The sequence below is a fragment of the Frigidibacter albus genome (assembly GCF_009908165.1).
In the GTDB taxonomy this organism is placed as follows: domain Bacteria; phylum Pseudomonadota; class Alphaproteobacteria; order Rhodobacterales; family Rhodobacteraceae; genus Frigidibacter; species Frigidibacter albus.
Genome location: NZ_JAAAUC010000015.1, coordinates 1 through 20,185, shown reverse-complemented (window position 1 = coordinate 20,185; position 20,185 = coordinate 1). Strand labels below are relative to the sequence as shown.

Genomic DNA, 20,185 nt, shown 5'->3' with positions numbered 1-20,185 from the left:
GGAGGAGATTGCAATGACAAGACCGCTGGACGGTATCCGCGTCCTGGACCTGGGCCGCCTGATCGCCGGTCCCTTCGTCGGCCAGATGCTGGGCGACATGGGGGCCGAGGTCATCAAGATCGAGCACAAGGGCCAGGGCGACATCGCCCGACATATCAACCCGCCCTTCGCGCTGGACAAGGATGGCAACAAGACCGGTGAAAGCGCCCTGTCGCTGGCGATGAACCGCAACAAGCTGTCGCTGGAACTGGACATCTCGACCCCTGCCGGTCAGGAGGTCATGAAGAAGCTGGCCGCCGAAGCCGACATCCTGGTCGAGAACATGCGCACCGGCACGCTTAAGCGCTACGGGCTGGATTACGAGGCGCTGCGCCAGATCAATCCGGGTCTGATCTTCTGTTCGATCTCGGGCTACGGCCAGACCGGCCCCTATTCCAAACGTTCGGCCAAGGACAGCTCGCTTCAGGCGATGAGCGGGCTGATGAGCATGACCGGCGATGCCGATGGCGAACCGATGAAGGCCGGCTATCCGGTGGCCGATGTGACGGCGGGCATGTATGCCACCATGGCGATCCTGGGCGCGCTGCGCCATCGCGAGGTTCAGGATGGGGCCGGTCAGTTCATCGACATCGGCCTGCTGGATTGCCAGATCGCCGCCTTGGGTCACCGCAACCAAGCCTACTTCCTGACCGGCAAAGCCCCACGGCGCAACGGCAACGTGCCGCCCAACACCGCCATGGCGCGGCAGTTCGAGTGCGCCGATGAATGGATGATGATTTCCGCCGATGCCGACAACGAGTTTCCGGTGTTCTGCCAGGCCATCGGCCATCCCGAGCTGAACGAGGATCCCCGCTTTTCGACTCAGGGGGCGCGGGTGACGAACATCGCGGCACTTCTGGAGATCATGAACCCGATCATCCGCAGCCGCACCTCGGCCGAGTGGATCCGCATCCTGTCCGACGCAAGGATCATCTGCGCGCCGATCTACAGCATCGCGCAGGTGTTCGAGGACCCCCATGTGCAAGAGCGTGGCGCGACCACGACCGTGCAGCATGACCAGCTGGGCGAGATCCGCCTGTTGTCCAATCCGATCCGCTATTCGGAAACCCCGCTGACAGGCTATCGCGCCTCGCCCCCGCTGGGCCGCGACACGCAGATGGTGCTGGAAAAGGTGCTGGAGCTGTCGCAGCCCGAGATCGACGCGCTGCGCGACGGCGGCGCGATCTAGGAGGAACGGGTGAGAATGGACCCCGCCGCACTGTTCCGTCTGGACGGCAAGGTTGCCGTCATCACCGGATCGACCCGGGGCATCGGGCGGGCCACGGCCGAGATGATGGCGCGGCTTGGGGCCAGCGCCGTGATCTCTTCGCGCAAGTCCGAGGCCTGCGATGCGGTGGCGGCAGAGTTCGCCACCGCCGGCCTGACCGCCCTCGCCCTGCCCTGCCATGTGGCCGAGGCAGAGGGGCGCGCGCGGTTGATCGGTGGGACTCTGGAGGCCTTCGGCCGGATCGACATCCTGGTGACGAACGCCGGGATCAACCCGACGACCACGCCCCTCGCGCAACTGTCCGAGGAAAGCTGGGACAAGGTCTTCGCGGTGAACCTGAAAGCCGCCTGGCAGCTCAGCCAGTTGGCCCTGCCAGAGATCGCAAGGCAGGGTGGCGGGGCGATGGTGCTTCTGTCCTCGATCGCCAGCCTGACCGCCTCGCCCGGCTCCGGCCCCTATGCGGTGGCGAAGGCGGGCGTGAACCATCTGGCGCGACAACTGGCCGAGGAATGGGGACCGTCAGGCATCCGGGTGAACAGCGTGGCGCCGGGGGTGACCCTGACCGACATGATCCGCGCCAAGGTCGGCACGCCCGAGGCGCAGGCCCGGGCCGCCGCCCGCACCGCCCTGCGCCGCATCGGCGCGCCCGAGGATGTGGCAGCCACCATCCTGTTCCTGTGCTCCGATGCGGGGCGGCAGATCACCGGGCAGACGATCGTGGTCGATGGCGGCGCCACGCTGACGGCCGGGCTGCGGTCTTGATCCACCGCCCGGCTGCGGGCGCGGTCAGCGGCCCTTGAATTCCGGGGTCCGCTTGTCGCGGAACGCCTCGGCGGCCTCCAGATGGTCCTCGCTCAGGAAGGTGACCGTCTCGCCGCCCAGGTGTTCCTCGATCACGCCTTCCACCAGCTTGCGCAGCACCAGATTGATCGCCCGCTTGGTGCCGTTGATCGCCTGGGTGGCGCCGCTGGCCATGCCGTTCACGATGGCATCGACCTCGGCATCCAGCGCCGCGATGTCGGGAACGGCGGTCGAGATCAGCCCGTATTCCGCCGCCTGCGCCCCGGTCATGGTGTCGCCGGTCAGCAGATAGCGCCGCGCCTTGGCAAAGCCCATCAGCAGCGGCCACAGAAGCGCGCCGCCATCGCCCGCCGTCAACCCGACCTTCACATGGGTGTCGGCGATCTTGGCGTTTTCCAGCATGATCGTGATGTCGGCATAGACCGCCAACGTGGCGCCCAGCCCCATCGCATGGCCGTTGACCCGCGCGATCAGCGGGCGTTCCAGCCGCAGCATGCCATAGATGATCCGGCGCGCCTCGGTGATGCCCAGCATCCAGCTGTTGTGGTTCATCGTGGCCCGGCGTTCCGCCATGGCCTTGATGTCGCCCCCGGCTGAAAACGCCTTGTCCCCTGCTCCGGTGATGACGATCACCTTCACCTCGGGGTCATGGTTCACCTCCTCGAAGATGCGCGCCAGTTCGGCATGCATCGCGCGAGTCATCGCATTCATCGGCGGGTTGTCCATGGTCAGGGTCAGCACCCCTCGCCCGTCCAGAACAGCGTTCAGCGCGGTAAAATCCTTATACATGCGGGTCTCCTCCCTTGTCTGGTCAGCCGGCCGACACCGGAGCGAACAGGGCGCGGATCGCCACCCGGTTCGGCTTGCCGATGGTCGTGCGCGGGATCTGCGGCAGCACGATGATGCGCGCGGGCACCTGATAGCGCACCAGACGGTCGCGGGCGTGTTCAATCACCTCGGCCTCGGTCGGCAGCGGCTGTCCGGCGCCCGGCTCCACCACCGCGACCGGCACCTGCCCCAGACGCGCATCGTCCAGTCCCAGCACCACCGCATCCCCCACCAGCGGATGGCGGCGCAGCTCTGCCTCGACCACGGTGGGCACCACCTTGAACCCGCCCCGGTTGATCGCGTCATCGGTCCGGCCATGGATATAAAGGAAATCGTCGGCGTCGATGCTGGCGATGTCGGTCGTGCGCATCCAGTCCGGCCCCATGCGATAGGCCTTCACCTCCAGCACGCCCTGCGCGCCCTGCGGCAGTTCCTCGCCCGTCGTCGCATCCACCACCCGCGCATCCGCGATCTTGCGGTCGATCCGGCCGGTGCTGGTGTTCTTCTTGGCCCAGAGGCTGCGGTAATCCTCCAGCCACCAGCCCGCGATCGGGCCGCCATATTCGGTGGCGCCATAGACCGGCAGCACCGGCGCGCCATAGCGGGCAACGAACCCGTCGCGGGTTTCGGCGTCCAGCGCCGCGCCGCCCGAACGGACGCTGCGCAGAAAGGACAGATCCTCGGGCGGGACGTTCAGCTCCATGAACATCCGCAACATGGCCGGGGGCAGCGGCCCCATCCACAGCCGGGCCTCGCGCGCGGCGGCCAGCCAGCCCTCGGGGGTGAATTTCTCTAGACAAATCAGCCGCCGCCCCTCGCTTGCCATCTGCAACGAGGTGCAGAGGCCCGAGATATGCACGAATGGCGCATACATGATCAGCGCGGCTTCCATGGCGTTCGAGGCCGGAGCCTCGCCCATCCGTTCGGCCCAAAGCGCATTGCCCTCGATGCACTGCGTCAGCGCTTCGACGCTGTAGGCGATGCGCTTGGGCTCTCCGGTGGTGCCGCTGGTGAACATCTCCATGGCCAGACCGGGGGCGAAGGCATCGGTCGCCGGGCCATGGGTCCAGGTTTCGGCCCCGGCGCGGGCCGTGACCGGCTGCGCCGCGCCCTCCTCCAGCACGATCCCCAGCCCCGAAAGCTGGGCCATCACGCCGTCCAGCGCTCCGGCGGCCCAATCTTCGGCATCGGCGATCAGTGCGGGCAGGCGCAGCGCCGCGACCTGCTCGGCCAGGCGGGCGGGCGCGATGAAGGGGTTCAGCAAGATGACCGCCCGACCGGCGGCCAGAAGTCCGAACATCGCCGTGAAATGCGAAGGCCGGTTGCGCCCCGCGATGCCGATCCGCGCGCCCGGCCCAAGGCCTGCCGCGGTCAGGATCCGGTCGATCTCTGCCGCCATCCCGGCCAGATCGCCCCAGCTTAGCCAGCGGTCCCCGAATTTCATCGCCTCGACGGCCGGTCCCTGCGCCAGAGACTGACGGATCTTCTCGCCAATCAGCATCATGCTCCCCCCTTGCTCCCGCCGCATGATTGCAACGGCGCGACATTATAGTCAACTTAGTTATCTTAATGCTCACAGGGGTGGCTCTTGTAAGCGCCGTTGCGAAGGCGTGGACGGGGGCACGGACGCGCCCCGTGACATCATTATCTACGTTGACATGGATAACTATAACTTCCACAGTTGGCAGCGGAGGATCAGGTATGCAGCGCGGGGAGGCGCCTCATATCCTTTTGTTATTCAGACTGCTCATGTCGATGGCGGGCCAAGCGATGACACCGGCCTGGACGGTCGGCCGAAGCGGGCATCACGCAAGGGATCAGGGCAGCCGGATGATTGCGGCCGCCGGATCGCCCTGCAACCAACCGAACGGCCAGCGGGGCCGCATCAAGGAACGGAGAGACCTGTATGGATTTTGCCTGGACAGCGGAGCATGAGGCGTTCCGCACAAAGGTGCGGGACTTTCTGGCCGCGCATCTGCCGCAGGACTGGCCGGGCGCTTCGGGGAATTTCGATGCGGGCGGCTACTACACCACCGACTTCGCGCGGGATTTCTGCCCCAAACTGGCGGCGGCCGGCCTTCTGGTGCCGCATTGGCCTAAGGAATACGGCGGGCAAGGCGCCGATGCCTGGCACCACTGGATCCTGAACGAAGAGATGTTCGAGGCGGGCGAACCGCGCAGCTATCAATACATGAGCGTGAACTGGGCCGGTCCGGCGCTGATCAAGTTCGGGACCGAGGCGCAGAAGGCCGAACACCTGCCCCGCATCGCGGAAGGCAAACTGTTCTACTGCCAGGGTTTTTCCGAACCGAACGCCGGGTCTGACCTGGCCTCGCTGCGCACCTCGGCCAAGCTGGAGAATGGCCGCTACCGGATCAACGGGCAGAAGATCTGGACTTCTGCCGCCAGCTTCGCCGATTACTGTATAGTGCTGGCCCGAACCGGCGAAGGGCGCAAGGCGATCACCGTCTTAATCCTGCCGATGGACCGCCCCGGCATCCAGGTCAATGTCATCAAGGGCTTCCAGGGCGCTCGTGCCTTCCACGAGGTCTTCTTCGATGAGGTCGAGGCCGGGCCCGAGGATATTCTGGGCGAGGTCGGCACCGGCTGGGATGTGGTGCAGGCCGTCATGCACAACGAACGCGTCGGCGCGCCGCGTTACACGCTGACCATCCGCGGGCTGGAAGAGGCGGTGGCGCTGTTGCAGGCCCAAGGGCGGTTTTCCGACAGCGCGGTGCGCACCCGCGCCGCCCGCGCCCGTGTCGCCTGCGAGGCGGCGCGGCTTCAGGCCTATCAGATCATCGACGGACGCGTGAAGGGCCTGCCCCCCACCGCCGCGACCAGCACCACGCGCTATTCCATGGTGATGGCCGACAAGATGGTGGCGGATTTCCTGGGCGACTACCTGGGGGACGAGCTGATCCGTAACGTCAGCCCCGCCATGTCCGCCGCCTATCGCCGCACCGGCTCGACCGGGGTGGCCTCGGGCACCGCCGAGGTTCAGCTGAACCTGATCGCCCGCAACATGCTTGGCCTGCCGAAGGAGTGACGGGGATGGACCTGCAATTCAGCGAAGACCACACCACCCTTGCCGATGCCCTGGACCGGATGTTCGAGCCGCATCGCGCCATTCCGGTAGGCGAAGCGCAGCCCTGGCTGCCCGGGACGGCCCTGCGCCGGGATCTGGTGGAAAACGGCTATCTCGAGGTCGCCGCGCAGGAGGAAATCGGCGCTCTGGGCGCGCTGATCCTGGTGGAAGGCGCCTGCCGCCTCCCCGTGGCGCTGGAGGTGGCGGCCAACGCCATGGTCGCGCCGGGACTGGGCCTGCCACCGGAAGCTGCGGTGACGGTGCTGGCCCCCCGCAACCCCGAAGCCGCAATCCGCTTCCTCGAACCGGGCGCAAGGGTCATCCTGGAACGGGACGGGGCGGTGGCGACCGTTGTCGCGGAGCCAGAGGATGTGACCCCGATCACCAGCGAATATGCCTATCCCTTCGCCCTGCTGGCCCCCGCCGCCCGCGCCCGCGCCGTGACGGTGACGGGGGTGACGCCGCAGGATCTGCTGCTCTGGCACCGGCTGGCAATCGCGGTCGAGATGCTGGGCGCGGCGCAGGCGGCCTTCGATCTGACCGTGGGCTATGTGAAGGACCGGCGCCAGTTCGGCCGGGCCATCGGATCGTTCCAGGCCCTGCAACACCGGCTGGCCGAAGGTGCCACGATGCTGGAGGGGCTGCGGGTGCTGTGCCGCCGTGCCGCCTGGAGCCGGGATGCGCTGGATGCCGCCCATGCCGCGACCTGGGCACAGGAGATCGGCAGCCGCCTGATCTATGAAACCCAGCAGTTGCACGGTGCCATCGGCCTGACGATGGAGTATCCGCTGCATTACTGGGGCTACCGGATGCGGGTGCTGCAGGCCGAACTGGGCGGCCTATCCGCGCAGTCCGGCGCGGTGGCCGACATGCTGTGGCCCGCGTGAGGGAGGCGGAGATGCTGACCATCCTGGCCCCCCGTGCCGAACCCGGCGTGCCGGTGGAAGCCTATACCCGCTCTGCCGACACCGGCCGGGCGGGGCTGCGGGTCGCGCTGCTGTCGAACGGGTTTCCCGATGCGACCAACCTTCTGCGCGCGGTGGGCAAGGCGCTGGAGACCCGGCCGAACGGCGCGCAGATCACGCTGTTCGAGCGCAAGGACCCCTGGTCCTGGCCGCGCCCGAGGTGGTGCGGCAGATCGTAGACAGCTGCGATGTGGTGGTCACGGCGATGGTCCATTGCGGAAGCTGCACCTCCAGCGCGGTGCGCGATGCAGTGAGTCTGGCCCGCGCGGGGCTGCCCTCCGCGGCGCTGGTGTCCGAAAAATTCTGACCTGCGGGGCAATCGGTGGCTCGCTCGGTCGGCATGCCGGACGTGCCACGCGTGCATCTGCCGCATCCGGTGGCGGGCACCGGGGCCGACAACATCGCGGCGATTGCGGAATCGATCGCCGATGACTTGGACAAGGCTTGGCGGGGAGATACACGATGACCATGGATGCCTTGGCCTCAAACGTGCTGCAGGGGGCCGAGGCCAAGCTGCGCGACGATCTTTTTCGCCAGCATAGCACCGATGGCCTGCCCGTGATCCTGCCCACCCCCGAACGGGGCGGGGACATGCTGATGGCCGCCGCCATCGCCGGTTTCGACCGCGACATTGTCCTGGGCCGCATCGCGCCCTCAATGGGCGAGGCCACCATCGAGAAGGTCGCGATCAACGCGGTCATGGCCGGATGCGGCCCCGAACATCTGCCAGTGCTGATCGCCGCTGTCCAGGCGGTCTGCGACCCCCGGCTGGACATGACCGAGGTTCGGGTCACAACCCATCACGTCTCCCCGATGATCATGGTGAACGGCCCGGCGCACAATGATTGCGGAGTGACGTCCAGCTTCGGCGCCATGGGCCATGGCCAGCGCGCCAATCTGTGCATCGGGCGGGCGCTGCGGCTTTGCCTGATCAATCTGGGCGGCGCCTGGCCGGGCATTTCCGACATGTCGCTGCTGGGCCAGCCGGCGATGCTCGCCTTCTGCCTGGCCGAAGATGAGGAAGCCTCGCCCTTCGATCCGCTGCATGTCTCGCTGGGCCTCGATCCGGAGGCGAGCGTGGCGACCTTGGCCTGCGTGGGGTCGGCGCGTTCTGTCATCGTGGTCACGGATGCCGATCCCACCTCGGCCGACCGCATCCTGCGCGCGCAGGCGTATTCCATAGCCGATGTGGGCAACAACAACAGCCGCAGCGCCAAAGGCACGGTAGTGGTCTGCCTGAACCCGGACCATGCCAAGGTGCTGCATGACAGCGGCCATTCCCGCGCCGACATCCAGAGGCGCCTGTGGGAACTGGCCGGGCATCCGGCGGGCGCGCTGTTCGATCTGCGCTACGGGCCGAACCACCCCAAACGCCAGGAGGTCACCGAGCCCGACCGCTTCCACCACGCCATAAGCGCGCCCGAGCGGATTCTGGTCTTCGTCGCCGGTGGTCCAGGCTTGTATTCGACGGTGATGGTGCCATGGGGCGGCGGCGCGCGTCAGGGTAGCCATGTCTCGAAGGAAATCATCCTGTCCGACGCCTGCGAAGTGGCCTTCTAACAGTGCGACAGTCTGAGAACACTGCGACCAACGATGAACCTGCCATCCTTGTCACCGACAGTGACGCCGTGGCCATGAGCGAGGTGGCCGAGATCCTGGTGCAACATCGGCCTGTCATCGGCGACCATCTTCCCGGCAGTGCTGCGCACTTGGTCATGGCGGGAGCCGTGACACGCATCGATGCAAGCTTTTTGCTGCGCCACCCGCAGGTGCAGGCGGTGATCCGGGTGGGTGCGGGTTATGACAATGTCGACACCAGCGCCCTGCGCGCGGCGGGGGTGACGCTGGCAGCGGCCGATGTCAGCGGTGATCCCTCGGTCGCGGAATGGACGCTGGGCGCGATGTTGTATCTTTTGCGCACCTATTCCCGCGCCCAGAGCGTGGCGCTTGGGGGCGACTGGGGGGCACGGGCGCAGCTCTGGGGCCACAGCCTGCGCTCGCGCCGGATCGGAATCATCGGCCATGGTTCCATCGGCGCGCAGGTGGCACAGCTGTGCCGCGCCTTCGGGGCAGAGGTGCTGGTCTGGCATCCTTGGTCGGACCGCGCCCTGCCTGCGGGCATCGAGCGGTTGGACCGGCTGGAGGATCTTCTAGAATGCGCCGACATCGTCAGCTTGCATTGCCGGCTGGAGCCCGAGACGCGCCATCTGATCGGTGCCGAAGCCTTGGCCCGGATGAAGCCGGACGCACTGCTGATCAACTCGGGGCGCGGGGCGCTGCTGGATGAAGAGGCGCTGGCCATTGCGCTGCGGGCGGGCCATCTGGCCGGGGTCGCCATCGACACGGTGGCCTCGGAACCCCACCCCGAGCAAAGCCCGCTGGCAGGCGCCCCGCGTGTCCTGCTAACCCCGCATGTCGCGGCCTATACGGTCGAGGGACGGCGGCAGCTGGTGGACTGGGCGGTCGCCGAGGCTCTGGCCTGGATTAGGTCGGGGCACCTGTCCCCACCCACCGCGATCCTGCCCAGCAGGGCGGAAGACTGGCCGGCAACCGAAGCGTCTGACGCCCCGGTTGCCGAAAGCGATCACTGCGCGGCCAGACCCAGGTCGGTCAACACCTTGCGCCACTGATCGACGGATTCCGCCAGGTAGGCATCCGCCTCGGCCGGGGTCATGCCGGACTTGTTCAAATAGGTTACATTGTCCATCCAGGCCTGCACCTCCGGCTCGACCAGTGCTGCGTTCACGATCTCGTTCAGTTTGTCGACCACCTCATCCGGGGTGTCCTTCGGCGCCAGAACCCCCATCCACGAGGTCCAGTCCGAAAGCTCCATGAACCCGGCGAACCCGGCCTCGCCAATGGTCGGCACGTCCGGCATGGCGGTGGTGCGCTCATTGGCCAGCACGGCCAGCGGCACGACCATGCCTTCGGTGACGGGGCCGCGGATCACGCTGGCGGAATCCGACAGAAGCGACAAACGGTTGCCCATCACATCGCCAAGCGCGGGCGCGGTGCCCTTGTAGGGGATATGCTCGATCTCGACTCCGGCAAAGGTGGCGAAGGCGGCGGGGGCGACATGCGACAGCGTGCCCATACCGGCAGAGCCGAAGGTCAGCAGCGCCGGATCGGCCTTGCCGGCCGCGACCAGTTCGCCAAGAGTCTTGGGGCCTTCCTTGGGGCCGACGAAATACTGCACGATCTGCGCCGCCAGGGCCACCATGCGGAAGTCCTCGGTCGGGACCAGCTCCACATTGGGATTGACCACCGGCGCCAGGATCATGGTGCCGGAGGCCGCGAAGAGGATGGTGTATCCATCCGGATCGGCATCGCGCACCAGCACCGCACCGACGATGCCCCCCGCACCCTCGCGGTTTTCCACGATGACCGGCTGGCCCCCGATGTCCGTCATCTTCTGGGCCACCATGCGGGCCGCGATGTCGGTGGCACCGCCCGCCGGGAAGGGCACGATCATCGTGATCGGGCGATTGGGGTAATCCTGCGCCTGCGCGGCGAACGGCAGAACCGTCAGCGCCATCGCGGCGAACACTGTCCGCAGCTTCATTCCATCCTCCTCCGTGTCGAGGGGGGTTAGCATCCCCCTTCAAACTTTCGTCTCCGGGTCCGCCTCCGATGCGGGCGAGACTCACCCGCAATCTAGGGTCGGCAGTGTAGTTGGTCAACGTAGCTAAATAATTTTACCATCTCCGCCCCCACGCATAGCCTCCCGCATCGGCCATCGACCTGTGGCAAAAGACCCGGGAGGGGGGGGAGACAGTGAAGGTCCATGAATTCATCGCAGGGGCGCTGCGGGCCGAAGCTTGCCGCGACCGGTTCGGCCTGCTCGGCGACGGGGCGCTGCCGCTTTGGGCAGGCATCGCGCAGCGCGGCGACCTGCGGCTGTTGCCCGCCTGGCACGAGGCTGCTGCGGTCGCCATGGCGGAAGGGCAATAGCGAGTTCTGTCTCACTGATCGGCTGATAGCGTGGCAGATCCTCAAGGGTCACCGGACAAACGAAGCTGAAGTCGTGTCGCCCCGACGCCGTGTCCAACTCCTGCGCCAAGACTGGAGACCGAAGGTCAGCGCGCTGCGTGATGTAGCGGACCATCCCTCCGGCACGCATGAATTCATCGACAATACGATCGCCCGTGTTGTCGTCGCCGAGCGCCAAAACGGGTGCGACGCTACGCCGCAGCATTGCAAGAGAGACAAGCACGTTACCGCAAGATCCACCAAGTGTGTTGATTTCCACCCAGAACTGAGCCGGGTTTTCCATCGAGAAGTGTGCCACCTCTGACTATGGATTTCGTGTCATGCTGGGGTCAAGGCATGGCTCGTCTCCTTCTTCTTCCTGGCTGCTGCGGCGGAACTGGCCTTGAAGCGGAAGCTGTCGTTTCCGGTCTCCAGGATGTGGCAGCGGTGGGTCAGGCGGTCGAGCAGGGCCGTGGTCATCTTGGCGTCGCCGAAGACCGTGGCCCATTCACTGAAGCTGAGGTTGGTGGTGATGACGACGCTGGTGCGCTCGTAGGGCTTGCTCAGCAGGTGGAAGAGCAGCGCACCGCCTGAGGCGCTGAACGGCAGGTATCCGAGCTCGTCGAGGATCACCAGGTCGAGACGGGTGAGGCTTTCGGCGATCTGTCCGGCCTTGCCCTTGGCCTTTTCCTGCTCGAGCGTGTTGACCAGCTCGATGGTCGACAAGAAGCGGACCTTTCGCCGGTGATGCTCGACAGCCTGGACGCCGAGGGCTGTCGCGACATGGGTCTTTCCGGTGCCGGGGCCTCCGATCAGCACGACATTCTGTGCCCCGTCCATGAACTCGCAGCGATGCAGCGCCCGCACGGTGGCCTCGTTGATCTCACTGGCCGCAAAGTCGAAACCGGAGAGGTCCTTGTAGGCCGGGAAGCGTGCCGCCTTCATGTGATAGGCGATGGACCGGACCTCGCGCTCGGCCAATTCGGCCTTGAGGAGTTGCGACAGGATCGGGATGGCGGCTTCAAAAGCCGGGGCACCTTGCTCGATCAGGTCGGTGACGGCCTGCGCCATGCCATACATCTTCAGGCTGCGCAGCATGATGACGATGGCGCCGCTGGCGGGATCATGACGCATGGCGGCCCCCTTCGGTCTGGCTGCGCAGGCCGTCATAGCGTTCGACATTGGCCTTGGGCTCGCGATGCAGGGCCAGTGCCTGCGGGGTGTCCAGTGGCGGCCCGCCGATCACCTTGCCGTCGACCAGCCGGTGCAGCAGGTTCAGCACGTGGGTTTTAGTCGCGACGCCCTCGGCCAATGCGAGTTCCACGGCGGTGAGCACGGCCTGTTCATCGTGCTGCAGCACCAGGGCGAGGATGTCGACCATCTCGCGGTCACCGCCGGGCTTGCGCAGCATGTGCTCCTGCAACTGCCTGAAGGCAGGCGGCAATTCCAGGAAGGGCGCGCCGTTCCGAAGAGCGCCGGGCTTGCGCTGGACGACTGCCAGATAATGCCGCCAGTCATAGATTGTCCGCGGAGGCAGTTGATGGCTGCGTTCAATGATGCGGAGATGTTCACACAGGATATTGCCCTCGGCCGCCACAACCAGTCGGTCGGGGTAGATGTGCAGGCTGACGGGGCGGTTCGCAAAGCTGGCAGGCACAGAGTAGCGATTACGTTCGAAGGTGATCAGGCAGGTGGGCGACACGCGCTTGCTCAGCTCGATGAAGCAGTCAAAGGCTGGCGGCAACGGCATCAGCGCGACCTGTTCCTCGGCCCAGGCATCGGCGATCGTTCCGGGCAGCGTGCCATGGGCCGTCTCGCGCCACAGCTCCAGGCAGCGCTGTTCCAGCCAGGCGTTCAGCGCGGCAAGGTCAGGGAAGTTCGGCATGTCGTGCAGCATCTGGTGGCGAGAGTCGCGAACGTTCTTCTCGACCTGACCTTTCTCCCAGCCGGCGGCCGGATTGCAGAACTCGGGCTCGAAGACATAGTGGTTCGCCATGGCAAGGAAGCGGATGTTGACCTGCCGTTCCTTGCCGCGGCCGACACGATCCACCGCCGTGCGCATGTTGTCGTAGATGCCTCGGCCTGGGACGCCGCCAAAGACCCGGAAGCCGTGCCAGTGGGCATCAAACAGCATCTCGTGGGTCTGCAGCAGATAGGCGCGCAGCAGGAAGGCCCGGCTGTGCGACAGCTTGATGTGGGCCATCTGCAGCTTCGTGCGCTCGCCCCCCCCCAGAACGGCAAAGTCCTCGCTCCAGTCGAACTGGAAGGCCTCACCTGGGCGGAAAGACAGCGGAACGAAGTTGCCGCGGCCCGTCGTCTGCTGCTCGCGCTGGCGATCCGCCCGCCATTGACGCGCGAAGGCTGCCACCCGGCCATAGGAGCCGGTGAAGCCGAGCGTGACAAGATCGGCGTGCATCTGCTTCAGCGTCCGCCGCTGCTTGCGTGACTTCCCGGCCTCGGTCCTCAGCCAGCCGGCCAGCTTCTCGGCAAAGGGGTCCAGCTTGCTCGGCCGTTCCGGCGTGGCGAACTTCGGCTCGACCGTGCCCTCCGTCAGATGCTTGGTCACAGTGTTGCGCGACAGCCCCGTTCGCCGCGCGATCTCCCGGATCGACAGCTTCTGACGCAAATGCATCCGTCGGATGATGTTCAAAAGTCCCATGTGGATCACTCCGTTACCCCCGCCGCTCACCCCTTTGAGGGAAGGTTCACATGGCTCAGTTCTCAGTGGAAATTATGCGCCTACCCGGCTCAGTTCTGGGTGGAAATCAACAGCGACGCATCGGGATTTAGGTGATGTCGGCGCACCAGACCTGGTTGGGCCGGTCGATCCTCAGCCCGCCCAGAAGATAGGGGTAGGTCTTGTGCCCCTTCGCGGGCCTGCTGGTGTCGGGCTTCTGGTAGATCGGCATCAACCGCATAAGGCGCATCCGCCGCCGGATGCGTTTCTGGTTCACGGCATGGCCTTCGTTCTGCAAGTGCCAGGTCATCTGCCGCACACCGTAGAACGGGGTGTCCAGAAACTACTTGTCCGCGAGCAGCATCAGGTCGAAATTCATCACGGTCTCGCCCTTCGGCGCGTAGTAGAACGAAGATCGCGAGATCGACAGCAGGCGGCACTGCGCGCCCACCGACAGCACAGGATGGTCGCGTTCGATCATCCTGCGCCTCATTTCCCGGTCCGGGTTTGAGCTTTCTGAACAAAAAATCATTGGCGACGGCCAGTTCCCCGATCTTCGCGTGCAAGGACCGCACCGTCTCCTCATCGACCTCGGCAGCCTGCGTTCTGCCGCCGCGCTCGAAGATGTCAGACGCCCCCTCAAGCAGCGCCTTCTTCCACTGATGGGTCATCGTCGGATGCACGCCATATTCGGCGGCCAGTTCCAACACCGTGCGCTCTCCCTTCACGGCCTCCAGCGCCACCCGCGCCTTGAAGCCCGCGTCATGGTTCCTGCGTTTCCTCATTTCCTGATCTCCTCGTTCTTGGAGACCAGCAGACGTTAGATCGTAGCTTCCGTCACTGTCCGATTTTCGGGGGGTAGCTCACCTGCCTAAAGGGTGACTTACGCAACAACGCCCCTGCGCAGCCAAACGCCACCTGTCCGACGTCTAACTTATTGTCTGGTGACGGAAAACCGCCGTTTGTTTAACGTTTGACGTGCCGCAGGCGAACAGGAAGGACCCCGATGTCACTTGTCACGATCGACCGGCGAAACGGTCTGGCGTATGTCACCATCGACAATCCTCCGGTTAACTCGCTGGGGCGATCGGTTCGGAAAAATCTACTTTTGGCTTGCACCTCTCTTGCTGCAGACAAAGAGGTTGCGGCCGTCGTTGTGTCCGGCAAGGGGCGTAATTTCGTGGCAGGCGCCGACATCGGTGAACTTGGCCAAACGCCGTCTGAGCCGTTTTTGCCTGACGTGCTGTCAGCAATAGAAAACGCACCAATGCCCTGGGTTGCTGCGATTAGCGGTGTTGCCTTGGGCGGCGGCCTCGAACTGGCTATGGCCTGCCATGGTCGGGTAGCGGACCGGGGCGCAAGGCTGGGGCTGCCCGAAGTGAACTTGGGGGTCATACCCGGTGCCGGTGGCACGGTGCGTTTGCCCCGGCTCGTTCCAATGGCGGATGCGGTCTCGATGATCACCGGCGGCAAGCCTATCGCCGCCACTCATGCTCTGGACATCGGGCTGCTTGACCGCATTGCACAGGCAGATTTGATCCGCTGTGCCACGGCACTTGCGCAAGAACTGGCCCAAAAAGGCCCGCCCGTTCCGACCATCACGCGCCCCTGCCATTCCAGCGACAAGATCGACTGGGAAGCCGTTGAAAAGCAAATGAAACAGAAAAGCCGTGGCGCAGTAGCCCCGCTTGAGGCGCTGTCGTCCTTGCATACGGCAGCCCAGGCACCTGCCTCGGAAGCCCTGTCCGCCGAGCGCGCGCGGTTTTTGCGCCTCACGACGTCCGAACAGGCCGCAGCCCTACGCTATGTGTTCTTTGCCGAGCGGGCGGCGGGAAAAAGCCTGCGGTCGCACGATACGCCGCCGGTCGATCTGCGGCAGGTCGGCGTCATTGGCGGCGGGACGATGGGGGCCGGGATTGCGACGGCTTTGGTGCTGGCCGGTTCGCAGGTCCGGCTGGTCGAGCGCGATGCCCCCGTCGCCGAGGCAGGGCGAGCGCGGGTCGCGCAGACGATTGCCGACAGTGTAAAGCGCGGCGTGCTTGCGCAAGGTGCAGCGAAGGCCGCGATCGCGCGGCTGTCAACTGGCAGCGATTACGCGGCGTTGGCAGACTGCGCCCTTGTGATCGAGGCGGTGTTCGAGGACATGGCCGTCAAGCGGCAGGTTTTCTCGCGTCTGGATGCTGTGATGCCTGCCGAGGCCGTGCTTGCAACGAATACCTCCTATCTCGATGTGGATGCCCTTGCTGAAACGACGCGGGATCCGGCCCGCATCCTTGGGCTGCATTTCTTTTCGCCCGCCCATGTAATGAAGCTGCTGGAAGTGGTGCGCGGGCGGGAAACTGGCGCGCGCGCGCTGGCCACAGGGGCGGCTTTGGCAAGGCTCTTGGGCAAGGTGCCGGTCGTTGCCGGTGTGTGTGACGGCTTCATTGGAAACCGGATCATGGCCGCCTATCGCCGCGACTGCGAGTTCATGCTGGAGGAAGGCGCTTTGCCACAACAGATCGACGCAGCCATGCAGGACTACGGCTTTGCAATGGGGATTTTCGCGGTGCAAGATCTGAGCGGGCTTGATATTGCCTGGGCACAGCGCAAGGCGCAGGCACCGTCGCGTGATCCATCGGCACGATATGCCCGGATCGCCGACCAATTGTGCGAGGCTGGGCGTTTGGGTCGCAAGACGGGGCAAGGCTGGTATGATTATGCCAGCGGGGCCGCCAAAAGCGACCCGGCTGTCGAGGCGATCATTCAGGCAGAGCAGGCCCGGGCCGGACGCAAGCTCCGCTCCTTCAGCGCCGAGGACATCATGGCGCGTATTCTGGGCAGGATGCAGGCCGAAGGCGCTGCGCTGTTGCAAGAGGGCATCTCCGAGTCGGCTGCCGATATCGACGTGGTCATGGTCACCGGATATGGCTTTCCGCGCCATAAGGGTGGCCCGATGTATCTGGCGGCCAAATCCAGTTCCGAGGGAAAAGACGCATGACCGAAAACCTGACCCCGGCGGTTCTGGTAACGCATCATTCCGGCTGGTCCGAGATTCAGTGCAACCGGCCCGACCGCTTGAATGCCTTCAGCGACGAAATGCACGCCGGGCTTATGGCGGCGCTGAACCACGCAGCATCCGACCCATCGTGCCGGGCCGTTCTTCTGACAGGGTCCGGGCGGGCGTTCTGTGCCGGTCAGGATTTGACCGAACGCGATCCGCGTCGGCGCAGTGCCCCCCCCCCGATCTGGGCAGGTCGGTGCGTGAGCGGTACAACCCGCTGGTGACGCTGCTGCGAGAGATGCCAAAGCCGGTGGTCTGTGCCGTGAACGGCATGGCCGCCGGGGCCGGAGTGGGCGTCGCGTTGGCTTGCGACATTGTGCTGGCAGCGGAGCAGGCGGTTTTTCTGCTGGCCTTCTCCAGGCTTGGGCTCGTGCCGGATGCCGGATCAAGCTGGGCTTTGACCCGCGCGCTTGGGGCCCCGCGCACCCGCGCACTGGCAATGACAGGCGGCCGACTGACGGCAGGTCAGGCTGCCGACTGGGGCTTGATCTGGCAAGCGCTGCCAGAGGCAGACCTGATGGCCGAGGCGCGGCGGTTGACCGAGGAATTATCCAAAGGGCCAAGTCTGGCACTCGGCTTGATCAAAGAGGCGGTTCGCGCCGCCGATCAGAACGATTTTGCAACGCAGATCGCTCTGGAGGCTGCGTTGCAGGACCAATGCGGGCGCAACCCGGATTATGACGAAGGCGTGCTGGCCTTTCTGGAAAAGCGCGCTGCCCGGTTTGCTGGCGTCGAAATCACCGCCCCCCCCGAAAGGGCCGTCGATTCCAAGCCCTGATGCCAGCGCGCGGGCTTGGAACCCTTTTCATGGTTCGACTCACCGGTCAGCGCCGCGCAGGATAAGCGCATCCAGCAGCACAACTCCGTTTTCCTCGATCAGAATGGGGTTAGTCTCGGCCTCTTCGACTAGATCGCACAGCGCAAGACGCGACAGCGCGGTAACGGTCTGGGCCAAGGCCTCCAGATCACCAAGGGGTTTGCCGCGAAACCCGCGGAACAGGGCAAAGCCCTTCACTTCGGTCAACATCTCGCGGGCGGTTTCCAGCGAAACCGGGGCGCAGCGAACAGCGGTGTCCCGGTAAATCTCGGTCATCACGCCACCCATTCCCACCGTGATCACCGGGCCGACAAGGGCGTCGCGGGTGATGCCGATCAGCGCCTCACCCAAACCGCGCCGCATCTGCTGCACCAGCACCCCATCCTGCCGATAGCCCGGATGATGCGCCTCGGCCGCGACTTGCATCTGGGCAATGGCCTTTTGCAGCGCTGCGCGGTCGGGAATGTTGATCCGGATTGCTCCGGCCTCGGTCTTGTGCGGCAGATCAGCCGAGATGATTTTCGCCACCACGGGAAAGTCAAATGGCAGATCATCGGGCAGCGCCTGCGCAGGGGTCAACACAATCTGCGCCGGTCGCGCAGCCCCCAGAGCCGCAAACACCGCGCCAGAGTCCACCTCGTTCATCACACCGGGTGCAGCAGCCGCGATCAACGCCGCAATATCGTCAGGCAGCGGAGCTGCCGTGCAGGCACGGGCGCGGGGCGGGTCCAATAGCAACGCCACGGTTTCCGCACAGGTTTCGACGTTGCGAAAGGTCGGGATGCCACCTGCTTCAAGCAGGGCCAGACTTTCGGGAGCGTCGGGCAGCGGAAAGGCCAACAGCGGTGCAGCCTCTGGACCAGCCTCTGCCAGCGCATCAACGATGGGCCGCACGGCAAGATCCGGGTTGAAGCGCGCCGACGATCCGATTGCCACTAGCAGCACCCCGGTTTCGAGATCGGCCAAAAGAGTTGAGACCACCTTTTTCATCGTGGCGTAGTTGGTGCCTGCCAGTGTCACATCAACCAGCTTGCCATGACCCAGCGCCATCCCTTGCGCCGTCAGATCCGCCCGCGCGGCAGCACTGCAGCCCGCAATCGGCACGCCGCGGGCCGAGATCTGATCAACCACCATCGCCCCCCCGCCCCCAGTGGTGGAGACAACCGTGACAGCGCGAGGCCGCCCCGCGCCGGGCCGCAAACGTGACAACACACGCGGCGCGTCGATCAGCGTTTCAAACTGTTCGACCTCGCGGATGCCGATATCGCGCAAAAAGGTCGAAACCGCCCGCGCCGAGCCGGTCAGCGCACCAGTATGCGAGACGGACAGCGCCTGCCCCTCGTGCGACTTGCCGATCATATAGGCGACGACAGGCTTGCCCAGCGCGGCGGCCCCCTCGGAAAACGCGGTCAATGCTGCCCGATCGCGGATGGTTTCCAGAAACAGCACGAAGCCGTCGGTGCCCGGATCATTCAGCAGCAATTGCCCTAGTTCGCCGATGCCCGCCGCCGCCTCGTTGCCAACCGAAATCAGGGTCGAAAACGCCGTCCCCCGGGCTTGGCCACGTGACAGGATCGTGCCGATCATGCTGCCGCTTTGAGACAGCACGGCAAGCCGGCCAACCTCCAGCCTGTCAGCGCGGAAGGCTGCGTTGGTGGTGCAGCTAAACCCCGAGGCGGTGGCGACCACGCCGGTCGAATTCGGCCCGATCAGCAAGATGCCCGCATCGCGCGCGATTTTGGCGAGCCTGTCCTGCAGGGCGCGTCCGGCCTCTCCCGCTTCGGCAAAACCGTCGGCAAGGATCGACACAACCTTGACACCGGCCCGCGCGCATTCTTCCAAGGCGGTGACGGCCGGGCCGGCCTCAAGCAGGATATAAGCATGATCCACTGGCGCAGGGATATCCCCCACTGTGGCGAAGGCCGGCAGCCCCATAACCGTCGGACGCACCGGGTTGACAGGGAAGATCTGCCCTGCAAAGCCGTGACGTCGCAGGAAGGTCAGCGGACGGGCTGTCAGCTTGTCTTCACTGGCCGAAGCGCCGATTAGAGCGACGCTGCGCGGAGCAATCAGTGCCGCGAGCAAATCCTTGGACGTGAGATCAATCATTCTGCTGCCATAGCCTTTTCGGATCGCTGCGAGAAGCGGCGATCAAAGATGCCTTCCGCAATGCGGTTCTTGAGGATTTCGATCGAACCGCCCGCGATCATCCAACCACGCGTGCGGCGCACGCAGTATTGCGCGGTGCTTTCTTCGGAAAAGCCCAGGCCGCCCATGATCTGCAACGCCTCATTGGCCGCAAAGAACCCCGCCTCGTTGCAGGCAAGCTTGGCGATGGCGGTATCTTGTGCTGAAGGCATGCCGTCTTGCGCCGAAACCGCCGCGCGCATCAACAACAACTGCGCCGCCTCCAGCCGCATCAACATTTCTGCGAATTTCCATTGCAGGCCCTGGAATTCGCACAGCGCCCGACCGAATTGCTTGCGCGTCTGGGCATGGTCGCGCGCCAGATTGAACGCATGACGTCCCACGGCAACCGCGCGCGCCGAATTGCCCAGCCGTTCCACATTGAACCCAGCGATCTGTTTCTTGAACCCGCCCATGCCTAGGTGTTCAGTCCCGGCATCTGGTGGATCGGATTTAGGATGAATCGATCTGGCTCTGATGTCCGGATTTTGCAGATGTATTCGTAGGGCGTGAGACCGTTCAGGGTCTTGAGCCGGCGGGCGA

Annotated in this window: 20 protein-coding genes and 3 pseudogenes; 12 read left to right on the top strand and 11 right to left on the bottom strand. The window is 65.2% G+C overall.

All coding sequences use genetic code 11. The features are described 5' to 3' along the window. The first annotated feature begins 13 nt into the window (after nucleotides 1-13). Both GVY41_RS18280 and GVY41_RS18275 read left to right on the top strand, forming a co-directional pair. A complete protein-coding gene (locus GVY41_RS18280) occupies nucleotides 14-1,228 on the top strand; it encodes a CaiB/BaiF CoA transferase family protein (protein ID WP_161348453.1) in 1,215 nt (404 codons plus the stop codon). 15 nt (nucleotides 1,229-1,243) lie between these two features. After that, on the top strand, nucleotides 1,244-2,029 hold the full coding sequence (locus GVY41_RS18275) for an SDR family NAD(P)-dependent oxidoreductase (RefSeq protein ID WP_161348452.1): 786 nt from the start codon (nucleotides 1,244-1,246) through the stop codon (nucleotides 2,027-2,029). 24 nt (nucleotides 2,030-2,053) lie between these two features. Here the strand turns inward: GVY41_RS18275 and GVY41_RS18270 are convergent, their stop codons facing one another. Further along, nucleotides 2,054-2,857 carry an enoyl-CoA hydratase/isomerase family protein gene (locus tag GVY41_RS18270; protein WP_161348451.1) on the bottom strand — a complete coding sequence of 268 codons (804 nt, stop codon included), beginning with the start codon at nucleotides 2,855-2,857 and terminating at the stop codon, nucleotides 2,054-2,056. A 22-nt stretch (nucleotides 2,858-2,879) separates the two neighbouring features. Beyond that, nucleotides 2,880-4,400: a class I adenylate-forming enzyme family protein gene (locus tag GVY41_RS18265; protein WP_161348450.1), complete on the bottom strand. Its 1,521-nt coding sequence runs from the start codon at nucleotides 4,398-4,400 to the stop codon at nucleotides 2,880-2,882. A 402-nt stretch (nucleotides 4,401-4,802) separates the two neighbouring features. On the opposite strand from GVY41_RS18265, the gene GVY41_RS18260 reads away from it, so the two are divergent. The 6 genes and pseudogenes from GVY41_RS18260 to GVY41_RS18235 all read left to right on the top strand — a co-directional run bounded on the left by GVY41_RS18260 (nucleotide 4,803) and on the right by GVY41_RS18235 (nucleotide 9,579). Beyond that, complete coding sequence (locus tag GVY41_RS18260; protein ID WP_161348449.1) at nucleotides 4,803-5,945, top strand: acyl-CoA dehydrogenase family protein; 1,143 nt, start codon at nucleotides 4,803-4,805, stop codon at nucleotides 5,943-5,945. Nucleotides 5,946-5,950: 5 nt separating this feature from the next. Next, entirely contained in the window at nucleotides 5,951-6,871 is a 921-nt protein-coding gene (locus GVY41_RS18255) for an acyl-CoA dehydrogenase family protein (protein ID WP_161348448.1), read from the top strand. Between the two features lie 11 nt (nucleotides 6,872-6,882). After that, nucleotides 6,883-7,128 (top strand): UGSC family (seleno)protein, encoded by a 246-nt coding sequence (locus tag GVY41_RS18250; protein WP_161348447.1) that lies wholly within the window; start codon nucleotides 6,883-6,885, stop codon nucleotides 7,126-7,128. A 26-nt stretch (nucleotides 7,129-7,154) separates the two neighbouring features. Next, nucleotides 7,155-7,415 (top strand): annotated as a pseudogene (locus GVY41_RS20715) (UGSC family (seleno)protein). Next, nucleotides 7,412-8,509, top strand: a complete 1,098-nt coding sequence (locus GVY41_RS18240; RefSeq protein ID WP_161348446.1) for a hypothetical protein — start codon at nucleotides 7,412-7,414, stop codon at nucleotides 8,507-8,509. Before GVY41_RS20715 ends, GVY41_RS18240 begins: the two are co-directional and overlap by 4 nt. Nucleotides 8,510-8,583: 74 nt before the next feature. Further along, nucleotides 8,584-9,579: an NAD(P)-dependent oxidoreductase gene (locus tag GVY41_RS18235; RefSeq protein WP_308421096.1), complete on the top strand. Its 996-nt coding sequence runs from the start codon at nucleotides 8,584-8,586 to the stop codon at nucleotides 9,577-9,579. On the opposite strand, the gene GVY41_RS18230 is transcribed toward GVY41_RS18235, so the two are convergent. Further along, nucleotides 9,534-10,511: a Bug family tripartite tricarboxylate transporter substrate binding protein gene (locus tag GVY41_RS18230; RefSeq protein WP_161348444.1), complete on the bottom strand. Its 978-nt coding sequence runs from the start codon at nucleotides 10,509-10,511 to the stop codon at nucleotides 9,534-9,536. The genes GVY41_RS18235 and GVY41_RS18230 overlap by 46 nt on opposite strands. Before the next feature lie 212 nt (nucleotides 10,512-10,723). On the opposite strand from GVY41_RS18230, the gene GVY41_RS20555 reads away from it, so the two are divergent. Further along, nucleotides 10,724-10,900: a thiamine pyrophosphate-binding protein gene (locus GVY41_RS20555; RefSeq protein WP_161348443.1), complete on the top strand. Its 177-nt coding sequence runs from the start codon at nucleotides 10,724-10,726 to the stop codon at nucleotides 10,898-10,900. Nucleotides 10,901-11,257: 357 nt separating this feature from the next. Here GVY41_RS20555 and istB read toward each other — a convergent pair whose 3' ends face one another. The 5 genes and pseudogenes from istB to GVY41_RS18200 form a co-directional block, all read right to left on the bottom strand. Then, nucleotides 11,258-12,052, bottom strand: a complete 795-nt coding sequence (gene istB, locus GVY41_RS18220) for an IS21-like element helper ATPase IstB (protein ID WP_161348442.1) — start codon at nucleotides 12,050-12,052, stop codon at nucleotides 11,258-11,260. Next, complete coding sequence (gene istA, locus GVY41_RS18215; protein WP_161348441.1) at nucleotides 12,042-13,577, bottom strand: IS21 family transposase; 1,536 nt, start codon at nucleotides 13,575-13,577, stop codon at nucleotides 12,042-12,044. Before istA ends, istB begins: the two co-directional genes overlap by 11 nt. A gap of 127 nt (nucleotides 13,578-13,704) precedes the next feature. After that, entirely contained in the window at nucleotides 13,705-13,914 is a 210-nt protein-coding gene (locus GVY41_RS18210; protein ID WP_268234527.1) for a hypothetical protein, read from the bottom strand. A gap of 24 nt (nucleotides 13,915-13,938) precedes the next feature. Next, nucleotides 13,939-14,076 carry a hypothetical protein gene (locus tag GVY41_RS18205; RefSeq protein ID WP_161348439.1) on the bottom strand — a complete coding sequence of 46 codons (138 nt, stop codon included), beginning with the start codon at nucleotides 14,074-14,076 and terminating at the stop codon, nucleotides 13,939-13,941. Nucleotides 14,077-14,236: 160 nt separating this feature from the next. Further along, a pseudogene (locus GVY41_RS18200) lies at nucleotides 14,237-14,380 on the bottom strand (transposase); the annotation flags it as partial. Between the two features lie 221 nt (nucleotides 14,381-14,601). Between GVY41_RS18200 and GVY41_RS18195 the strand changes: the two are divergent. The 3 genes from GVY41_RS18195 to GVY41_RS20630 are packed head-to-tail and all read left to right on the top strand — an operon-like array spanning nucleotide 14,602 to nucleotide 17,416. Next, nucleotides 14,602-16,575 carry a 3-hydroxyacyl-CoA dehydrogenase NAD-binding domain-containing protein gene (locus tag GVY41_RS18195; RefSeq protein WP_161348438.1) on the top strand — a complete coding sequence of 658 codons (1,974 nt, stop codon included), beginning with the start codon at nucleotides 14,602-14,604 and terminating at the stop codon, nucleotides 16,573-16,575. After that, entirely contained in the window at nucleotides 16,572-16,862 is a 291-nt protein-coding gene (locus GVY41_RS20635) for an enoyl-CoA hydratase-related protein (RefSeq protein WP_308421094.1), read from the top strand. Before GVY41_RS18195 ends, GVY41_RS20635 begins: the two co-directional genes overlap by 4 nt. A 14-nt stretch (nucleotides 16,863-16,876) precedes the next feature. After that, entirely contained in the window at nucleotides 16,877-17,416 is a 540-nt protein-coding gene (locus tag GVY41_RS20630) for an enoyl-CoA hydratase-related protein (RefSeq protein WP_308421095.1), read from the top strand. Nucleotides 17,417-17,455: 39 nt separating this feature from the next. Here the strand turns inward: GVY41_RS20630 and GVY41_RS18185 are convergent, their stop codons facing one another. From GVY41_RS18185 to GVY41_RS18175, 3 genes and pseudogenes are all read right to left on the bottom strand, one after another. Then, nucleotides 17,456-19,564: an acetate--CoA ligase family protein gene (locus GVY41_RS18185; RefSeq protein WP_161348437.1), complete on the bottom strand. Its 2,109-nt coding sequence runs from the start codon at nucleotides 19,562-19,564 to the stop codon at nucleotides 17,456-17,458. Beyond that, a complete protein-coding gene (locus GVY41_RS18180) occupies nucleotides 19,561-20,058 on the bottom strand; it encodes an acyl-CoA dehydrogenase family protein (RefSeq protein WP_229726111.1) in 498 nt (165 codons plus the stop codon). The genes GVY41_RS18185 and GVY41_RS18180 overlap by 4 nt, the downstream gene beginning before the upstream one ends. A 2-nt stretch (nucleotides 20,059-20,060) precedes the next feature. After that, nucleotides 20,061-20,185 (bottom strand): annotated as a pseudogene (locus tag GVY41_RS18175) (IS481 family transposase); the annotation flags it as partial.